General features: G+C 62.7%; 11 protein-coding genes. 3 read left to right on the forward strand and 8 right to left on the reverse strand.

Translation table 11 applies throughout. The annotated features are described in order from the left end of the window. Nucleotide 1 precedes the first annotated feature (1 nt). From ndk to RBH19_RS02375, 4 genes are all read right to left on the reverse strand, one after another. Nucleotides 2-427 (reverse strand): nucleoside-diphosphate kinase, encoded by a 426-nt coding sequence (gene ndk / locus RBH19_RS02360; RefSeq protein ID WP_306727195.1) that lies wholly within the window; start codon nt 425-427, stop codon nt 2-4. Between the two features lie 196 nt (nt 428-623). Continuing rightward, nucleotides 624-950, reverse strand: a complete 327-nt coding sequence (gene iscA / locus RBH19_RS02365; RefSeq protein WP_306727196.1) for an iron-sulfur cluster assembly protein IscA — start codon at nt 948-950, stop codon at nt 624-626. A gap of 2 nt (nt 951-952) precedes the next feature. Further along, nucleotides 953-1,369: a hypothetical protein gene (locus tag RBH19_RS02370; protein ID WP_306727197.1), complete on the reverse strand. Its 417-nt coding sequence runs from the start codon at nt 1,367-1,369 to the stop codon at nt 953-955. Nucleotides 1,370-1,402: 33 nt separating this feature from the next. Next, nucleotides 1,403-2,608, reverse strand: coding sequence for an aminotransferase class V-fold PLP-dependent enzyme (locus RBH19_RS02375; RefSeq protein WP_306727198.1), 1,206 nt, complete (start codon nt 2,606-2,608; stop codon nt 1,403-1,405). A gap of 190 nt (nt 2,609-2,798) precedes the next feature. Between RBH19_RS02375 and doeA the strand changes: the two genes are divergently transcribed. Next, the gene (gene doeA / locus RBH19_RS02380) at nt 2,799-3,965 is read left to right on the forward strand and encodes an ectoine hydrolase (RefSeq protein WP_306727199.1); all 1,167 of its coding nucleotides are present in this window, start codon (nt 2,799-2,801) and stop codon (nt 3,963-3,965) included. A gap of 22 nt (nt 3,966-3,987) precedes the next feature. Here doeA and RBH19_RS02385 read toward each other — a convergent pair whose 3' ends face one another. Next, entirely contained in the window at nt 3,988-6,012 is a 2,025-nt protein-coding gene (locus RBH19_RS02385) for a putative bifunctional diguanylate cyclase/phosphodiesterase (RefSeq protein WP_306727200.1), read from the reverse strand. A gap of 212 nt (nt 6,013-6,224) precedes the next feature. On the opposite strand from RBH19_RS02385, the gene RBH19_RS02390 reads away from it, so the two are divergent. Both RBH19_RS02390 and RBH19_RS02395 read left to right on the forward strand, forming a co-directional pair. Continuing rightward, nucleotides 6,225-8,252 (forward strand): S9 family peptidase, encoded by a 2,028-nt coding sequence (locus RBH19_RS02390; RefSeq protein ID WP_306727201.1) that lies wholly within the window; start codon nt 6,225-6,227, stop codon nt 8,250-8,252. A 112-nt stretch (nt 8,253-8,364) separates the two neighbouring features. Further along, nucleotides 8,365-8,583, forward strand: coding sequence for a hypothetical protein (locus RBH19_RS02395; protein WP_306727202.1), 219 nt, complete (start codon nt 8,365-8,367; stop codon nt 8,581-8,583). A 10-nt stretch (nt 8,584-8,593) separates the two neighbouring features. Here RBH19_RS02395 and RBH19_RS02400 read toward each other — a convergent pair whose 3' ends face one another. From RBH19_RS02400 to RBH19_RS02410, 3 genes are all read right to left on the reverse strand, one after another. Next, nucleotides 8,594-11,143: a sensor domain-containing protein gene (locus tag RBH19_RS02400; RefSeq protein ID WP_306727203.1), complete on the reverse strand. Its 2,550-nt coding sequence runs from the start codon at nt 11,141-11,143 to the stop codon at nt 8,594-8,596. Nucleotides 11,144-11,232: 89 nt separating this feature from the next. Further along, nucleotides 11,233-12,150 carry a transporter substrate-binding domain-containing protein gene (locus RBH19_RS02405; protein WP_306727204.1) on the reverse strand — a complete coding sequence of 306 codons (918 nt, stop codon included), beginning with the start codon at nt 12,148-12,150 and terminating at the stop codon, nt 11,233-11,235. Beyond that, the gene (locus RBH19_RS02410; protein ID WP_306727205.1) at nt 12,128-14,530 is read right to left on the reverse strand and encodes a bifunctional diguanylate cyclase/phosphodiesterase; all 2,403 of its coding nucleotides are present in this window, start codon (nt 14,528-14,530) and stop codon (nt 12,128-12,130) included. The genes RBH19_RS02405 and RBH19_RS02410 overlap by 23 nt, the downstream gene beginning before the upstream one ends. Nucleotides 14,531-14,619: the final 89 nt, after the last annotated feature.

Consider the following 14,619-nt stretch of genomic DNA (forward strand, 5'->3'; position numbering starts at 1 on the left):
CTTAGCGGGAGTGGATCTCTTCCGGCTTGAAGAAGAAATCGATTTCCGTCCGGGCGGTGTCTTCGCCGTCGGAACCGTGCACCACATTGGCGTCGATGGTCTGGGCGAAGTCGGCACGGATGGTGCCGGCCTCGGCTTCCGCCGGGTTGGTGGCGCCCATCAGATCCCGGTTGCGGGCAATGGCGTCCTCGCCTTCCAGCACCTGCACCATCACCGGCCCGGAGGTCATGAACTCCACCAGGGCGCCGAAGAAGGGACGCTCCTTGTGCACGGCATAGAAGCCCTCGGCCTGAGTCTGGCTCAGATGCATCATGCGGGCGGCAACAATCTTGAGGCCGGCCTTCTCGAATCGGCTGTAGACCTCACCGATGATGTTCTTCTCGACACCGTCGGGCTTGATGATGGAAAGGGTGCGCTGCACGGCCATTCAATATTCTCCTGGGTAACTACCTGTCATGACTGGAAAAAACACCTGAAAAAGCGCTGCCTGCCGCCCGACCGCCGACACGGCGGGAACGGGCGGAGCGGCCCAGCCGGCTATGGTACTCGGCCGACGGGCATCACGGCAACGCAAATACCGGAATGAACAGGGAATCATGGCCCGAAACGGGCCGGTGAGCGGATCACGAGACGGTGAAGCTCTCTCCGCAGCCACACTCGTCCTTCACGTTGGGATTGCGGAACTTGAAGGCCTCGTTGATGCCTTCGCGGACGTAATCCAGCTCGGTGCCGTCCAGATGGCCAAGATGATCCCGATTCACGATCACCTTGACGCCGCGATCTTCGAACACCACGTCGTTCTCGCCCTGCTCGTCGGCATAATCGATGACATAGGCCCAGCCCGAGCAGCCGGTTTTCTTGATCCCCAGGCGCAGCCCGATCCCGTGCCCACGTTTCTCCAGGTGGGAACTCACCCGTCGGGCCGCAGATTCGGTCAGGGAAATGGACATGTCTACACCTCGTTGTTCGCCGTCTGTTGTTGCAGCCTGGCCAGGAGCGCCTGCCAGGCGTCTTCCACGGTAATGAATGCATCCAGGCGATCCGGTGGCGCCCCCAGCCTGTCGCTGAGACCGTGGGCATCGGGCACCGGTTCCCCCGCCTGCCAGCTTTCACAGCAGAGCTCGGCCGCCGCCACCAGCCACGGTCCACCGTGGGCCAGGAACCAGGCGGCCCTGGGCCGGGGCTGGAGCCAGAATCGAACCTCCGCGTCGTCGGCACGCCCGGTGGCTACGGCAGTGACCATGGCCTGGCCCGGCGCGGGCGGACCGACATGCCGGGGCTCGCGGAAACGCCGCCAGCAGGCCGCGCTGTAGGGGCTGTGCGCGGGCAAGGCAGCGCCTTTGCCCCGGTCACGACCATTACGGTCCATCCACACCTCGCCAGCCACCATCAGACCACCATGTTAACCCGAGACCACGCTGGCGGACGAATCCCCCGCCCGCGGCGACAGGGCCCGGAGACGGGGGACGGCCTCGCGGAACACGGCAATGGCCTGCTCCACCTCCGCCTCGGTGGTGAAACGCCCAAGGCTGAGCCGCAGGGAGCGTTCGGCCTCGGCATCACTGCGCCCCAGGGCGCGCAGGACATAGGAGGGCGCCACATGGGCAGAGGTACAGGCCGACCCCCCGGAAACGGCAAGATGCGGTTCCAGCCAGGCCTTCAGCGCCTCCCCGTGCAATCCGCCAAAGTGCAGATTGAGGATGCCGGGTACGCACTGTTCGGTGTGCCCGTTCACGCTCACGTCCGACAGGGCCAACAGGCCGTCCAGCAGGCGTTGACGCAGGCTCTGCAGGCGCGCGTGCTCCCCCGCCTGTTCCTCGCGGGCAATTTCGGCCGCCCTGCCCAGACCCACGATCTGGTGGGTGGCCAGCGTGCCGGAACGCAGGCCGCGCTCGTGCCCGCCCCCGTGCATGAGGGCCTCGACACGGGCCCGGGGCCGACGACGCAGGAAAAGCGCGCCGACCCCCTTGGGTCCGTAGAATTTGTGCGCGGAAAGCGAGAGCAGATCCACCGGCCACTGATCCAGTCGGATGGGCAGCTTGCCGGCCGACTGGGCCGCATCCACATGAAAGAGTACGCCGCGCTCCCGGGCAATGGCGGCGAGGCCGGCAACATCCTGGGTGACGCCGATCTCATTGTTGACGTGCATGAGGCTGACCAGAATGGTGTCATCGCGCAGGGCGGCACGAAGCTGCCCGGCATCCACCAGGCCGCGGCGGTCAGGCTCAAGCCAGGTGATCTCGAAACCTTCCCGTTCCAGAGAGCGGCAGACATCCACGACCGCCTTGTGCTCGGTGGGGCTGGTGACGATATGCCGGCCGCGATCGCGGTGAAAGCGAGCGGCACCGGTAATGGCCAGATTGTTCGATTCGGTGGCGCCCGAGGTGAAAATGACTTCCCTCGGCTCGGCGCCGATCAGCCGCGCCACCTGCTCCCTGGCCTGCTCGACCCGTTCCCGCGCCGCTCGCCCCGCCGGGTGATCCGACGCCGGGTTGGCGTAACAGCCATCCGGCCCCAGGCACTCCATCATGTCCGCCACCACCCTGGGATCGGCCGGTGTGGTAGCGGCATAGTCCAGATAAATGGGTCCAGCGTCCTGATCAGGCATGGCGGGGCGCTCCCTCGGCATATGATCCCCCATCATACCGTGAGCCGGTCGAACCGTCTGTCCCTCCCCGGCCGCCGCCGGACGGAATCAGCGGACGGCGGCCAAAGGGAGAGCGGCCAGGTACTTGACGACATGGCAGACGATTGCGTACTGCTTTTGGCAGAGGCCACCACCATCGAGGATCACCGGCATGCGGGATCATGAAGGGCTGAGTTTTTCCCTGCAGGAGTACGAGCGACGCCTGCGGGCATTGCGGGAACGCATGCAGCGGCGGCGCATTGAAGTCGCCATCATCACCGATCCTGGCAACCTCTTCTATCTAACGGGCTACCAGACCACCGGCTATTCCTATTTCCAGGCACTGGTGGTTCCGCTGGAAGGCGAGCCGTTCATGGTCACCCGCCGCCTGGAGGAAACCAATGTCCGCCCCCGCACCTGCGTGGAGCTCACCCGACCCTACAGCGACACCGGTGACGCCATTGAGACCCTCTGGCACGCCCTGCAGGAATTCAATCTGCACGACTGCTGGATCGGCTACGAACGCAACAGCTATTTCTTCCCCGCCTATCAGCAGGAACGCATGCTGGCGAGCTTTGATGCCAGCCACTTCGTGGATTGCTTCGGCATCGTGGAAGCCGGACGCATAACCAAATCCGAGGAGGAACTCCGGCTCATGCAGCAGGCCGCTCATGCCACGGAAATCGGCATGCAGGCCGGTATCGAGGCGGCCGTGCCGGGGGCCACCGAGAACGATGTGGCGGCCGCGGTTCACGATGCCATGTACCGGGCCGGCGGGGAGTATCCGGCCGTCTCCCCCTACATCGTCTCGGGCCCTCGCTGCATGCTCGGGCATGCCACCTGGGAAGGCCGACGAATCGAGAAGGACGAGGCGGTTTTTCTGGAGATCGGCGGATGCATGCGCCGCTACCACACGGCCATGATGCGCACGGTCTGGACCGGAAAACCACCGCCGGTGATGCGCGAAGCGGAAGCCATCGCCCGGGAGGCCCTGCAGGAAATGCTCAGCATCATCCGGCCCGGGGTCACCTCGGCCGAGGTGGATCATGCTGCCCGTCACGTTATCAGCGCCAACCGTCTGGGTGCCGAACTGATCACCCGTGCCGGTTACAGTATCGGCATCGCCTTCGCACCGAGCTGGGACGAAGGCTACATGCTCAGCCTGAAACCCGGTGACCGCCGCCCACTGGAACCCGGCATGACCATGCACCTGATTCCCTGGCTATACGGGATCGAGGGTGACAAGGTGCTGGGTATCTCGGAAACCGTTCGGGTAACGGAGGATGGCTGCGAATCCTTTTTCAGCCGCCCGGAAAGGCGTCTGTTTACCCAGACCTGAGGGGGCATGCCACCCGGCCGGTTCAGGGCGAAACCAGATGCAGGCGATTGCGCCGGACAAAGGCTTCCAGATCCTCGGCGGGTAGGGCGGCGCTGAAATGAAAACCCTGGAAGAGATCGCAGCCCAGACCGTGCAATATCTGCCATTGCCACTCTGATTCCACGCCCTCCGCTGTCGTCCTCAGATCAAGGGCATGAGCCAGGCCGATGATGCTTTCCACCACGGCCTGTCCCTGCGCCTCGCTCATTTCAGCAATGAAGGAACGGTCAATCTTCAGGCGGTGAACCGGAAACTGTCGCAGCCAGCTGAGAGAACTGTAGCCGGTGCCAAAGTCATCCAGCGACAGGCCCACGCCAAGCGAGCGCAGGCGCCCCAGACTGGCATGTCCGGTCTCGGTATCGTCCATGGCGACCTGTTCGGTCAGTTCCAGCTGGACCAGCTCCGCGGGTGCCCCGCTGCGACGAAGGATTCGCTCGACCCGCGCCGGCAACTCCGGTTGCTCGAACAACTGTGCCGACAGGTTGACCGCGATCCCGAGTGACAGACCCCGCTTCTTCCACGCCGCCAGTTGACGACAGGCCTGTTCCAGAACCCAGTAATCCAGTTGCGGGCTAAGACCCATGGTGGTGACCAGAGGCAGAAACTGCTCCGGCGTCAGCAAGCCCCGTTCCGGGTGTTGCCAGCGAACCAGGGCTTCGACACTCGCCACCCGACCTTCCCGATCCATGATCGGCTGGTAGTGGACGAGCAGTTCGTCCTGACTCAGTGCCCGCCGCAACTCGGCTTCCATGATGAGACGCTCGCTGGCGTCGGACTCCATGCCGGGCTGGTACCTCAAAAGCAGTTCCCCCTTGCGCTGACGTGCCCGGGAATGGGCCAGATCGGCCGAGCGCACCAGTACCTGCTCCCCTCGTCCGTCATCGGGAAACAAGGCAAAGCCGCAGGAATAGCTGAGATGAATATCCTGCCCGTGAACCCGGATGGGTTCGCGAATCCCTTCCATGAGGTAGGTCAGATGGCTGCGCGCTTCCTCCTCGCCGCGCAGCTCCGGCAGTATGAAGGCGAACTCGTCCGCCCCCACCCGGGCGACCGTTCCGCCTTCCGGCAGGCGGGTCAGAAGGCGCCTGGCCAGTATCCTCAGCACTTCGTCGCCGCTGGCATGCCCCATGGAGTCGTTGAGGCGACGAAAGCGCTCCACATCAGCAAAGGCGAAGGCCAGCTTGAGATCCGTGTCCCGAAGGGTACGAATCGCACGCTGCAGTCGGGTCTCCAGGTTCCGGCGGTTGGGCAATTCGGTGAGCGGGTCATAGAAATTCAGCCGGGAGGCTTCGCTGCGGGCCGTGCTGGCCACTTGCTGCTCCTGCTGCAACAGCCAGATCACCAGACCGAGACCGATGAGGGCGTAGAACAGCAGGTCCACGAGGGGCAGGTAGGCCAGATAGGGAATGGCCAGATGAAATCCGACCACCAGAATCTGCGCCAGCAGGCCGTGCATCAGATGCAGACCGTAAATGAACATGACAATGGCCAGGAAACCGGCGCCGGAGCTGAGCTCGCGGGTGCTGTGCCGCCAGATTACCCAGGCGGCCAGCAGAAAGACCGCCCCCAGCATCACGTGCCGCATGCCCACGCGCACGAACAATCTCAGCTCGGCCGCCCCGGGGTCGAAGGCACCGATCAGGACGCTGGAGGCGCCAAGCAGCGCCACCATGGCCACGAGAACGATGAGCCGGCGTGGAATCACTCGCCGCCCGATGCTCAGTGCCACCACACCGGCCAGCAGAAGTGCGGCCTGGGCGTAGAGACTGGCCATGGAGACTGCCGACACCAGGGTGCGCGGCCCCGTGCTCACGTCGAGAGCAAGCAGCACCAGCACCAGCGCCGCCGAGAAGACGTGCATCGCCATGGCAACGAAGCTCAGACCCCAGTGAACCAGGTAGGCGTGGCGATAATCGCGATAAAAACGGAAGAAGAATGCAGAAAGAACCAGGGCAAGAATACCCTGCGCAGCATAGACCGCTGTCACCATCTCAATCTGCGGATTCACGGATACCCCCTGACAACGGCGCCGGGGCCGTTCCCCTGAAGATAGCAATCCGCAGCCAGGGATGCACCTCTGCCGCCAATCCGGCAGGCCGGTGCCCTTACGCTGGCGTTCCCGGGCCGCCTTCCCTATCCTGTAGCCCCCCGGGCCGTCGGCCGCCCGGCTCGTCAATCGATAGGGAATCCCGTCAAAACGCCGATTTGGGAGCGTGAACAATGAATTTGAGACGAAATATCATCTGCCTGCTGGCCCTGGCTCTGACCGTGGGCGCCCAGGCCGTGATGGCCAAGGGAATGGAACTGGACGACCTGTATCGAATTCAGCAGGTCACTCAGGTGGCCATCTCACCTGATGGCGAACATGTCGCCTACCTGAAACAGGTTCAGCGCAACCCCTATGAAGACGAGAACGGACCGGCGTGGAGTGAGCTGCATGTGGCCCGGGGCGCCGATGACAGCCGCGCATTCATCACCGGCAAGGTCAACATTTCAGCCATCGACTGGCTGCCTGACGGTTCGGCCATTTCCTTCCTCGCCCGGCGGGACGGAGATGACAGCCGTGCCCTGTACACCATCCCCCTGGATGGCGGTGAAGCCCGCCGTGTCTATCAGCACGACAGCGGAATCCGCAGCTACAGCTGGCACCCGGACGGCAAGCGTTTCGCTTTCCTGGGCACCGAACCACGCAGCGAACAACGTCGCAGCCTGGATGAGCGGGGCTTCAATGCCGTGGTGCACGAGGAAGGCCTGAACCCGGTGCGTGTGTGGATTGGCGAACGGGACAGCGGGAATGACGCGGAAATGCTGGATCTGGACGGCTCTGCCTCCGAACTGCACTGGAGCCCGGAGGGTGACCGTCTGGCCATGATGATCGCCCCTACCCCGCTGATCGATGACCACATGATGGCGCGCAAGCCCCAGGTCGTTGATGCAGAGAACGGCGATGTTCTGGTCTCCTTCCAGACCGAAGGGAAACTGGGCTCCCTGGCCTGGTCCCCGGATGGCCGGCACCTGGCCTGGGTTGGCTCGGCCGATCTGCACGATCCCCGAGAAGGGCGCCTTGTGGTCGGCAATGTCTCCAGCGGTGAAATCCGCACCATTCGGGGCGAAAGCTACCTGGGGCATGTCCAGTCCATGGACTGGCTGGACGAAGACACCCTCGTCTGGCTGGGCCACCGAGGCACCTGGAGTGAACTGGAGCGGGTCGGTATCGACGGCCGCGGCCGGGAAGTGCTGATCGGTCGGGAACAGCCCATCCTGCGCAACATGAGCCTGGCGGCCAACGGTGAAACCCTGGCCTTCGCAGCCGACCGCCCTGAACATCCGCGCGAGCTGCATGTCCTGAAGAACGGTGAGCTCAAGCGCTGGACGGATTCCAACCCCTGGCTCGCGGAGCGGGAGCTGGCCAGACAGGAGGTGGTCACCCACGAAGCCCGGGATGGCCTGGATCTGGAAGGGATTCTCATCCGTCCCCTGCAAGAAAACCGTCGCGGTGGCCATCCCCTGATCATGGTCATCCATGGCGGTCCGGAAGCGCACATCTCCAATGGCTGGAACACGAACTATTCCAACCCGGGGCAGGTTGCGGCCGCCAGGGGTTATGCCGTCTTTTACCCCAACTACCGGGGCAGCACCGCCCGGGGCGTTGAATTCAGCAAGCTGGGCCAGGCCGATGCGGCCGGTGCCGAATTCGATGACATTGTCGATGCGAAAGAACACCTGGTGGAAACCGGCCTGGTGAACAGTGACAAGGTGGGCATCACCGGCGGTTCCTACGGTGGCTACGCCTCAGCCTGGGGCGCCACGGCACAGACCGAGCATTTCGCCGCCAGCGTGATGTTCGTCGGCATCAGCAACACCATCTCAAAGTTTGGTACCTCCGATATTCCCCAGGAGCTGATGCTGGTGCATTCCCGCAAGTGGCCCTGGGATGACTGGCAGTTCGCCCTGGAGCGCAGCCCGATCTACCATGCCGAGAAATCCCGAACCCCCATTCTCATCATGCATGGCGAAGCGGACACCCGGGTTCACGTGAGTCAGTCCATGGAGCTGTTCCGCACCCTGAAGGTGCAGGGGAATACCCCGGTTCGAATGGTCACCTTCCCGGGCGAGGGTCACGGCAACCGCAATGCCACCAGCCAGCGGGATTACGCCATGCGCCTGATGCGCTGGATGGATCATTTCATTCGGGACGGGGCCGACACTCTGCCGGCGCCCGAGCTGAATCACGGCGACCGGCTCTGATTCCGCCCCATCATTCGCGGCGGTCGGGCCTCATGTGGCCCGGCCGCTGTTATAATTTCTCCCCACTTCATTCACTAACGGATCAGGGCGACTGGCCCGAGAACCCAACGCCATGACTAACGACAGCAACAAGCGCTTCGGCATCCGCATCACCCTGCCCCAGGGCGACCCCATGGCCCTGCCTCATTTGCTGGGCAGTGACTGGGAAAGCTATCGCTGGTACACGAGCCCCGAAGCCCGGGATCGAGCCCTGAAGGACATCCCCCGGGAACACCAGTTCTCGCGTCGGGGGGATCAGCCCTGGATCGTCTGCGAGCCAGTCGACCGCTAGTAAAAGGTTTTCAGGGAAGGGGCTTGCCGTTGCGAAGGAGCTTGATCACGTCGTCGGCGCGACGCGGGCGACTGAAGAAATAACCCTGCGCTTCATCGCAGCCGATAGCGGCCAGCAGATCCCGCTGGGCCGCGGTCTCCACGCCTTCAGCAATCACTTTCAGGTTGAGATTGTGCGCCATGGCCACGATGGCACGGACGATCGCCAGTGCGTCTTCGTCCTCCGGCAGACCCATGACGAAACTGCGGTCAATCTTGAGAAAATGAATGGGGAAATCCTTGAGATAACTCAGGGAGCTGTGACCGGTTCCGAAATCGTCCACGGCGATGTCGATGCCCATCTCGGCCACTTCCCGAAGGGTAGTCAACGCCCGTTTCGGGTTCTCCATCATCATGCTTTCGGTGATCTCCAGATGGAGGTCGGCCGCCACCATGCCGCTTTTTGCGATCACCTCCGATAGTTCCGCCACCAGGCGACGACGATTGAATTGTCGCGCCGAGACATTCACCGCCACTCTCAGGGGTGGCAGCCCCATGCTCCGCCATTCGGCCGCCTGACGACAGGCTTCGGAAAAGACCCACTGCCCCAGCTCCCCGATGAGGCCATTTCGCTCGGCCAGGGGCACGAAGGCCGACGGCGGAATCAGTCCCTGCTCCGGATGCACCCAGCGAACCAGCGCTTCCACCCCGGTAATGCGGTAATCCTGGAGACTGACCGAGGGCTGATAATGCAGCACGAACTGTCGCTCATTGAGCGCGTCACGAAGGGCCTTGGACATCAACAGTTCTTCATAGGCCCGCGCATTCATGTCAGCGGCAAAGAACTGATAGCTGTTGCGCCCCTTCTCCTTGGCGCGGTACATGGCGGTGTCGGCATTGCGCAGCAGTGTGGCCGGACTGTCGCCATCCTGGGGATAGCAGCTGACACCGATGCTGCAGGAGGTGATCAGCTCATGGCCGGAGACCTCGATGGGCTCTGCCAGGGAAGCGAGGATCTTGCCGGCGATGCCGGCCAGATCATCCGGACCCTCGATATCCTCCACCAGCACGGCAAACTCGTCCCCCCCGAATCGAGCCACAATGTCACTGCTGCGAAGCAGGTGGGCGAGTCGCTCGGCAACGGCGACGATGAGGCGATCACCAACCGGATGGCCAAGCGAATCATTGACCATCTTGAACTGATCCAGATCGAGAAAGAGTATGCCGGCAAAATCACCGCGGCGACTGGCCCGGGCAATGGCGTGCTGGCACTCTTCCTCGAAACGCGCCCGGTTCGGCAAGCCCGTCAGGGCATCGTGATGGGCCAGGTACTCCAGGCGTTTCTCGTATTCCTTGTTCTGGGTGATGTCATTGAAGATGCAGACGTAGTGCGTGAGCTCCCCTTCCGCATCCTTGACCGTACTCAGACTCAGTAATTCCGGGTAGGCTTCTCCGCACTTGCGCCGGTTCCAGACCTCACCCTGCCAGTGACCATCCGCCTTTAGGGCATTCCAGACAGCATCACCAAGCGGCTCGCCGTTGGATTCCACCGAGCGCAATGGCATGGGACGACCCAGCACTTCCTGGCGGGAATAGCCGGTGATGCGCGTGAAGGCCTTGTTCACCGACACCACCTTGCGATCCTGGTCCAGGATCATGACCCCTTCCGCCGTGTTCTCCAGCGCGGCGGCGGCGAGACGATACTGATTTTCTGCTCGGCGCTGGTCGGTGACATCCCGGTAAATGCCGTACACACCGATCTGGTCTTCATCGATGTGTATGGGCGCCCCGAGTATGGACACCTCCACAAGGCTGCCGTCCTTTCGGCGACGGACCGAATCGGACTGTATGGACTCGCTTGAAAGGACACGTTCGGACAAATGCCGGCCCTCTTCGCCGGCCGAAGCTGGAACGATCAGCTCATTGATCTCGTGACCCAGAACTTCTTTTGCCTGATAGCCGAAGAGCTCGAGCCAGGCGCGGTTGGCGCGAAGTATGCGATCCTTCCGATCCAGAAGCACGATGCCCTCGGGCGAAGCATCGAACAATTGCTTGAAGAAGGAGCGTTGGTCCTCGAGTGCCTTCTCGGTACGCCGCAGTGCTGCCAGATCCCGCGCCAACTCATCATTGGCATGCGCCAGCTTTTCGTTCTGCTGAACCAGACGCTCTTCGAGACTGCTGGCCTTCTTCTGTAGGCTGTCCTGGGTTGCCTTCTCGTGGCTGATATCCCGCACGGTGGCTCGCAGCAGCGGCCCATCACTGAAATCCAGCCGGGTGATAATGACTTCACAGGGAAAGGGGGTTCCGTCGGCACGACAGTGAGTCCACTCGAAGCGGATGTAGCCCTCATTGAGCGCCTGGCGAATGTGCCGTGAAGCAACATCCCGCGAGGATTGGCCACCCGGCTGCTTCGGCGGAGATAGCTCGCTGGGATGGAGACCGATGAGTTCTTCCCGGTCGTGGTAGCCAAACAGTCGGGCAGCCGCCGGCGTCGATGCCACGACCTGATTGGATGCCAGCACCAGGACGGCATAGCTGGACGCCTCGAACAAGGCGCGGTAAAGCTTTTCATCGCTCGGCAATTGCCGGGCCACTGTAGTGCGAGGCTTTGACATATACCTGCAGTATAGAGGAATCCTGCCGGGCGCCAACAGCCCGGGATTCTTCCCTTTCAGTCCCCGACCTCGTGGTGGCGAAAAACCGGCTCAAACCAGAGTTCGGCGACATCCAATGGCGTCTCCTCAGGAAGATCCGGGTTATTCAGCCAGATGATGGGGCGAGGGTTGGCAAAAAACCGCTCGATGGCTTCACGGTTGGCGGGGTGGGTCTCGAAGCGATGCCGGAACTCGCCACTTTCGATCAAGCGATTCAGGCCGTATTCCAGACGCTCGGCCAGGGCACTATTGTCCGCGGCAACGAAAAAGTAGATGGGCGCGGTATAGGCAAGCAGGAAGTGATCGGCGATCACGAGGTCATGACGTTGGTACATGGAGCGCTCCCCCCAGACCTCGGCCACCGAGCGGGGAATGTAATCGATCCTTCCGCGAACCAGCATTCTGAACAAGCCTTCGTAACTGGAGGCGGTTTCCACGCGAATGCCATTGGCGCGAAGGATGGCCGTATCCGGCCAGTCATGACCCTGCCCGGGGATCAGTTCACTCAGGGTCTCGAGGGTGTCGACCCCCTCCAGTCTGGCGGCCTGGCCGGCCGGGACCACCGCGGCTCGAACCCCGAGCAACCCCCGAAGCAGAGGGATGCGAACCGGCCGAAGCTCGGTTTCCCGATCAGTGCTGGTCATGGTCCAGATGACATGGACATACTCATCCCGACCCATTTCATGCATGGCCCGGCTTTGAGTCATCTGTACCGGTGCTTCCACCAGACGGTAGGGCCCGAAGGTTTCCGAACTGGCCGCCAGAGCCGCGTCCAGCAGTTCCAGAAAATAGTCGCTGCGCTGATCCTCACCCACATCCGGGCGGATGTGGCCCACCTCCAGGACTTCCGCCACGGCCAGGGCTGGCTTCAAGGCCAGCATGAAGAACAGGACGGCCAGAACCGACTGTCGCCTACCCCAGTTGGACATGGTCATCACGACTTTCCAGATAGACCCTCAAATCAGCCAGTGGCATGGGTCGGGCCAGGAGATAGCCCTGGGCCATCTCACAACCCAGTGCCTTGAGATAGTCCAGCTGCTGTTTCTCTTCCACGCCCTCGGCCACCACCTGAATCTGCAGGTCGTGGGCAAGGGAGACGATGGCCCGGGTCAACAGGGCGTCGTCTTCATCCCTGTCGATGTCCCGGACAAACTCCCGATCCACTTTCAGGGCATGCACGTTCAGTCGACGCAGATAACTCAGGGCAGAATACCCGGTGCCGAAATCGTCGATGACCAGATTCACCCCCCGGCTTGCCAGATCCGCCAACAGTCGACGGGTGTGGATGTATTCCTCAAGGAAAAGACGTTCAGTCAGCTCGAGCTGCAGGGCCGACCCCGGCAGGCCGCTGGCCCGCAGCTCGCGCTCGACCATCCCCATGAAATCCTCCTCCAGCAGCTGCCTGGACGAGATATTCACGGCCATGTGCAGCCCGGCCATGCCCTCCATGCGGCGGAGGGTGGCCAGATCCTCCAGAGCGGTGGCAAGGACCCACTCGCCGATGGGGACAATCAGGCCGTTTTCTTCCGACAGGGCAATGAACTCCTCGGGAGACACCAGGCCCCGCTCCGGATGATCCCAGCGGATGAGAGCTTCCAGGCCCACCACCTGGCCACTGTCCAGTGCGATGATGGGTTGATAGTGCAAGGCGAACTGTCCCAGCGCCAGCGCCTGGCGCAAGTCGCTCTCAAGCGTCAGCCGATGCTGGGTTTCCCGCCCCAGCTCCGCCTGGTAGAAACGCAGGGTATTCTTGTGTGCCTTCTTGGCGGCATACAGCGCCGTATCCGCGGCCTGGAGCAGTTCCCGAGCCGTGCCACCCACCTGCGAGGAAAGCGCCACCCCGGCGGTAGCCGAGAGATAGAAGGTCTCCCCCTCCAGTGCCAGGGGTTCACGCAATTCAGCCAGTACCCCTTCAAGTCGCCGGGACAGCACCACGGCTTCGGCGGCCCGCGGGATCACAATCAGAAACTCATCACTGCCAAAGCGGGCCAGCACCCATTCCGGATCACACAATCGCCGAAGCCGGTTGGCCACGGCGGTCAGCACCCGATCTCCGATTTCATGCCCGAGGCTGTCATTGATGTACTTGAAATTGTCGATGTCCAGGAAGACCAGCGCGGTGGTATGGCCGTCGTCACTGCCCCCTATTTCACGGCTCAGGTGCTCATAGGCCAGAACCCGGTTGGGCAGCTCGGTGAGGGTGTCGAAATGGGTATGAAAGTCCAGACGCTCCTGGACGGTGCGCAGCTGGGTAGTGTCTTCGATGAGGGCAATGAAATAGGGCCGCCCACCGTCACTGACGGCCTTGAGGGAAGTCCAGGCCCAGCGATAGTGACCGTCTTCGCGGCGGAAGCGGATTTCACCCTGCCAGCTCCCGCCATCCTTCATGGCCTGCCAGGGATCACCGGCTTCTGGCGGCACACTGACGCGGCGGCGAAGACAGCCCCCTTCCTCGAACGCCGGCTGACCGATCAGTTGCTCCGGGCTGCAGGCACTGAACTCGAGAAAACGCGGGTTGGCGTATTCCACCACACCATCCCCCTTGATGATCAGCACGCCTGCCGGTGACTGCTCCAGTGCCCGGGCCAGCAGATCACGCTCCCGCTCGACAACTTCCCGCGTCTCCACATCCCGCCGGATACGTTCAACTGCGTGGCCAAAGGCATGGCTCACGGCGTCAAGCTCATCCGGCCGCAACCAGCCCCTTGCCGGGCGCTCCAGTCGCGGCTGGATGTTCAGGCGGTTGAGGCGCAGACGCTTGGCAAACGTGGCCAGCGACTGCAGATGGCGAGTGACCATGAGATAGAAGGCAGACAGTATGAGCACGGACACGGAGAATGTCTTGAGCCCCTGGGCCACCAGGATCAAAAGGGCACGATCCCAGACGGCCGCGTGGATGCCTTCCAGATCGGCAACCACATGCACCTCTCCCAGTGCATGCGTCCGCCCGTCCACACCCGTGTGACGAATGGGAAAGCGGTGATCGATGCGATAGGGATAATCACGGCTGTCACCGACGGAAAGCAGCAGATCACCTTCCACCCGGATCTGGTGCACATGAGGCAGCTGAAGAATCCCCTGAAGCTGGAGCAGCACCTGCTCTTCATCCAGGGCCCACACACTGCGTCCGAGGCTTTCCGCGAAGGTGTACTCCGCCTGTTCCAGACTGCTTTCCAGCCCGGTCACATCCCGACGGTACTCACTGTAAAGCTGGTAGGCGGTGATCAGCAGCGTGAATACCGAACTGATCAGCAGGATGACCAGCACCACACGCAGGCTGAGTCGACGGTGGCGCAGCCACCGAGGCAGGCTCATGCTTCTCACCAGAGGCCACTCCCATCACACACGGTGCCACCCCCCCCAATCGCGGCGGATTCCCTGCCCGGCACGCGCTTTCCTTCAGA

The organism is Natronospira bacteriovora, assembly GCF_030848495.1.
Taxonomy (GTDB): Bacteria; Pseudomonadota; Gammaproteobacteria; order Natronospirales; family Natronospiraceae; genus Natronospira; species Natronospira bacteriovora.

Bases quoted from the DNA above. Each gene is read 5' to 3' on its own strand.
- iscA (WP_306727196.1), bottom strand. From the start codon at position 950: ATGTCCATTTCCCTGACCGAATCTGCGGCCCGACGGGTGAGTTCCCAC.
- RBH19_RS02405 (WP_306727204.1), bottom strand. From the start codon at position 12,150: ATGACCATGTCCAACTGGGGTAGGCGACAGTCGGTTCTGGCCGTCCTG.
- ndk (WP_306727195.1), bottom strand. From the start codon at position 427: ATGGCCGTGCAGCGCACCCTTTCCATCATCAAGCCCGACGGTGTCGAG.
- RBH19_RS02370 (WP_306727197.1), bottom strand. From the start codon at position 1,369: ATGGACCGTAATGGTCGTGACCGGGGCAAAGGCGCTGCCTTGCCCGCG.
- RBH19_RS02390 (WP_306727201.1), top strand. From the start codon at position 6,225: ATGAATTTGAGACGAAATATCATCTGCCTGCTGGCCCTGGCTCTGACC.
- doeA (WP_306727199.1), top strand. From the start codon at position 2,799: ATGCGGGATCATGAAGGGCTGAGTTTTTCCCTGCAGGAGTACGAGCGA.
- RBH19_RS02395 (WP_306727202.1), top strand. From the start codon at position 8,365: ATGACTAACGACAGCAACAAGCGCTTCGGCATCCGCATCACCCTGCCC.
- RBH19_RS02410 (WP_306727205.1), bottom strand. From the start codon at position 14,530: ATGAGCCTGCCTCGGTGGCTGCGCCACCGTCGACTCAGCCTGCGTGTG.
- RBH19_RS02375 (WP_306727198.1), bottom strand. From the start codon at position 2,608: ATGCCTGATCAGGACGCTGGACCCATTTATCTGGACTATGCCGCTACC.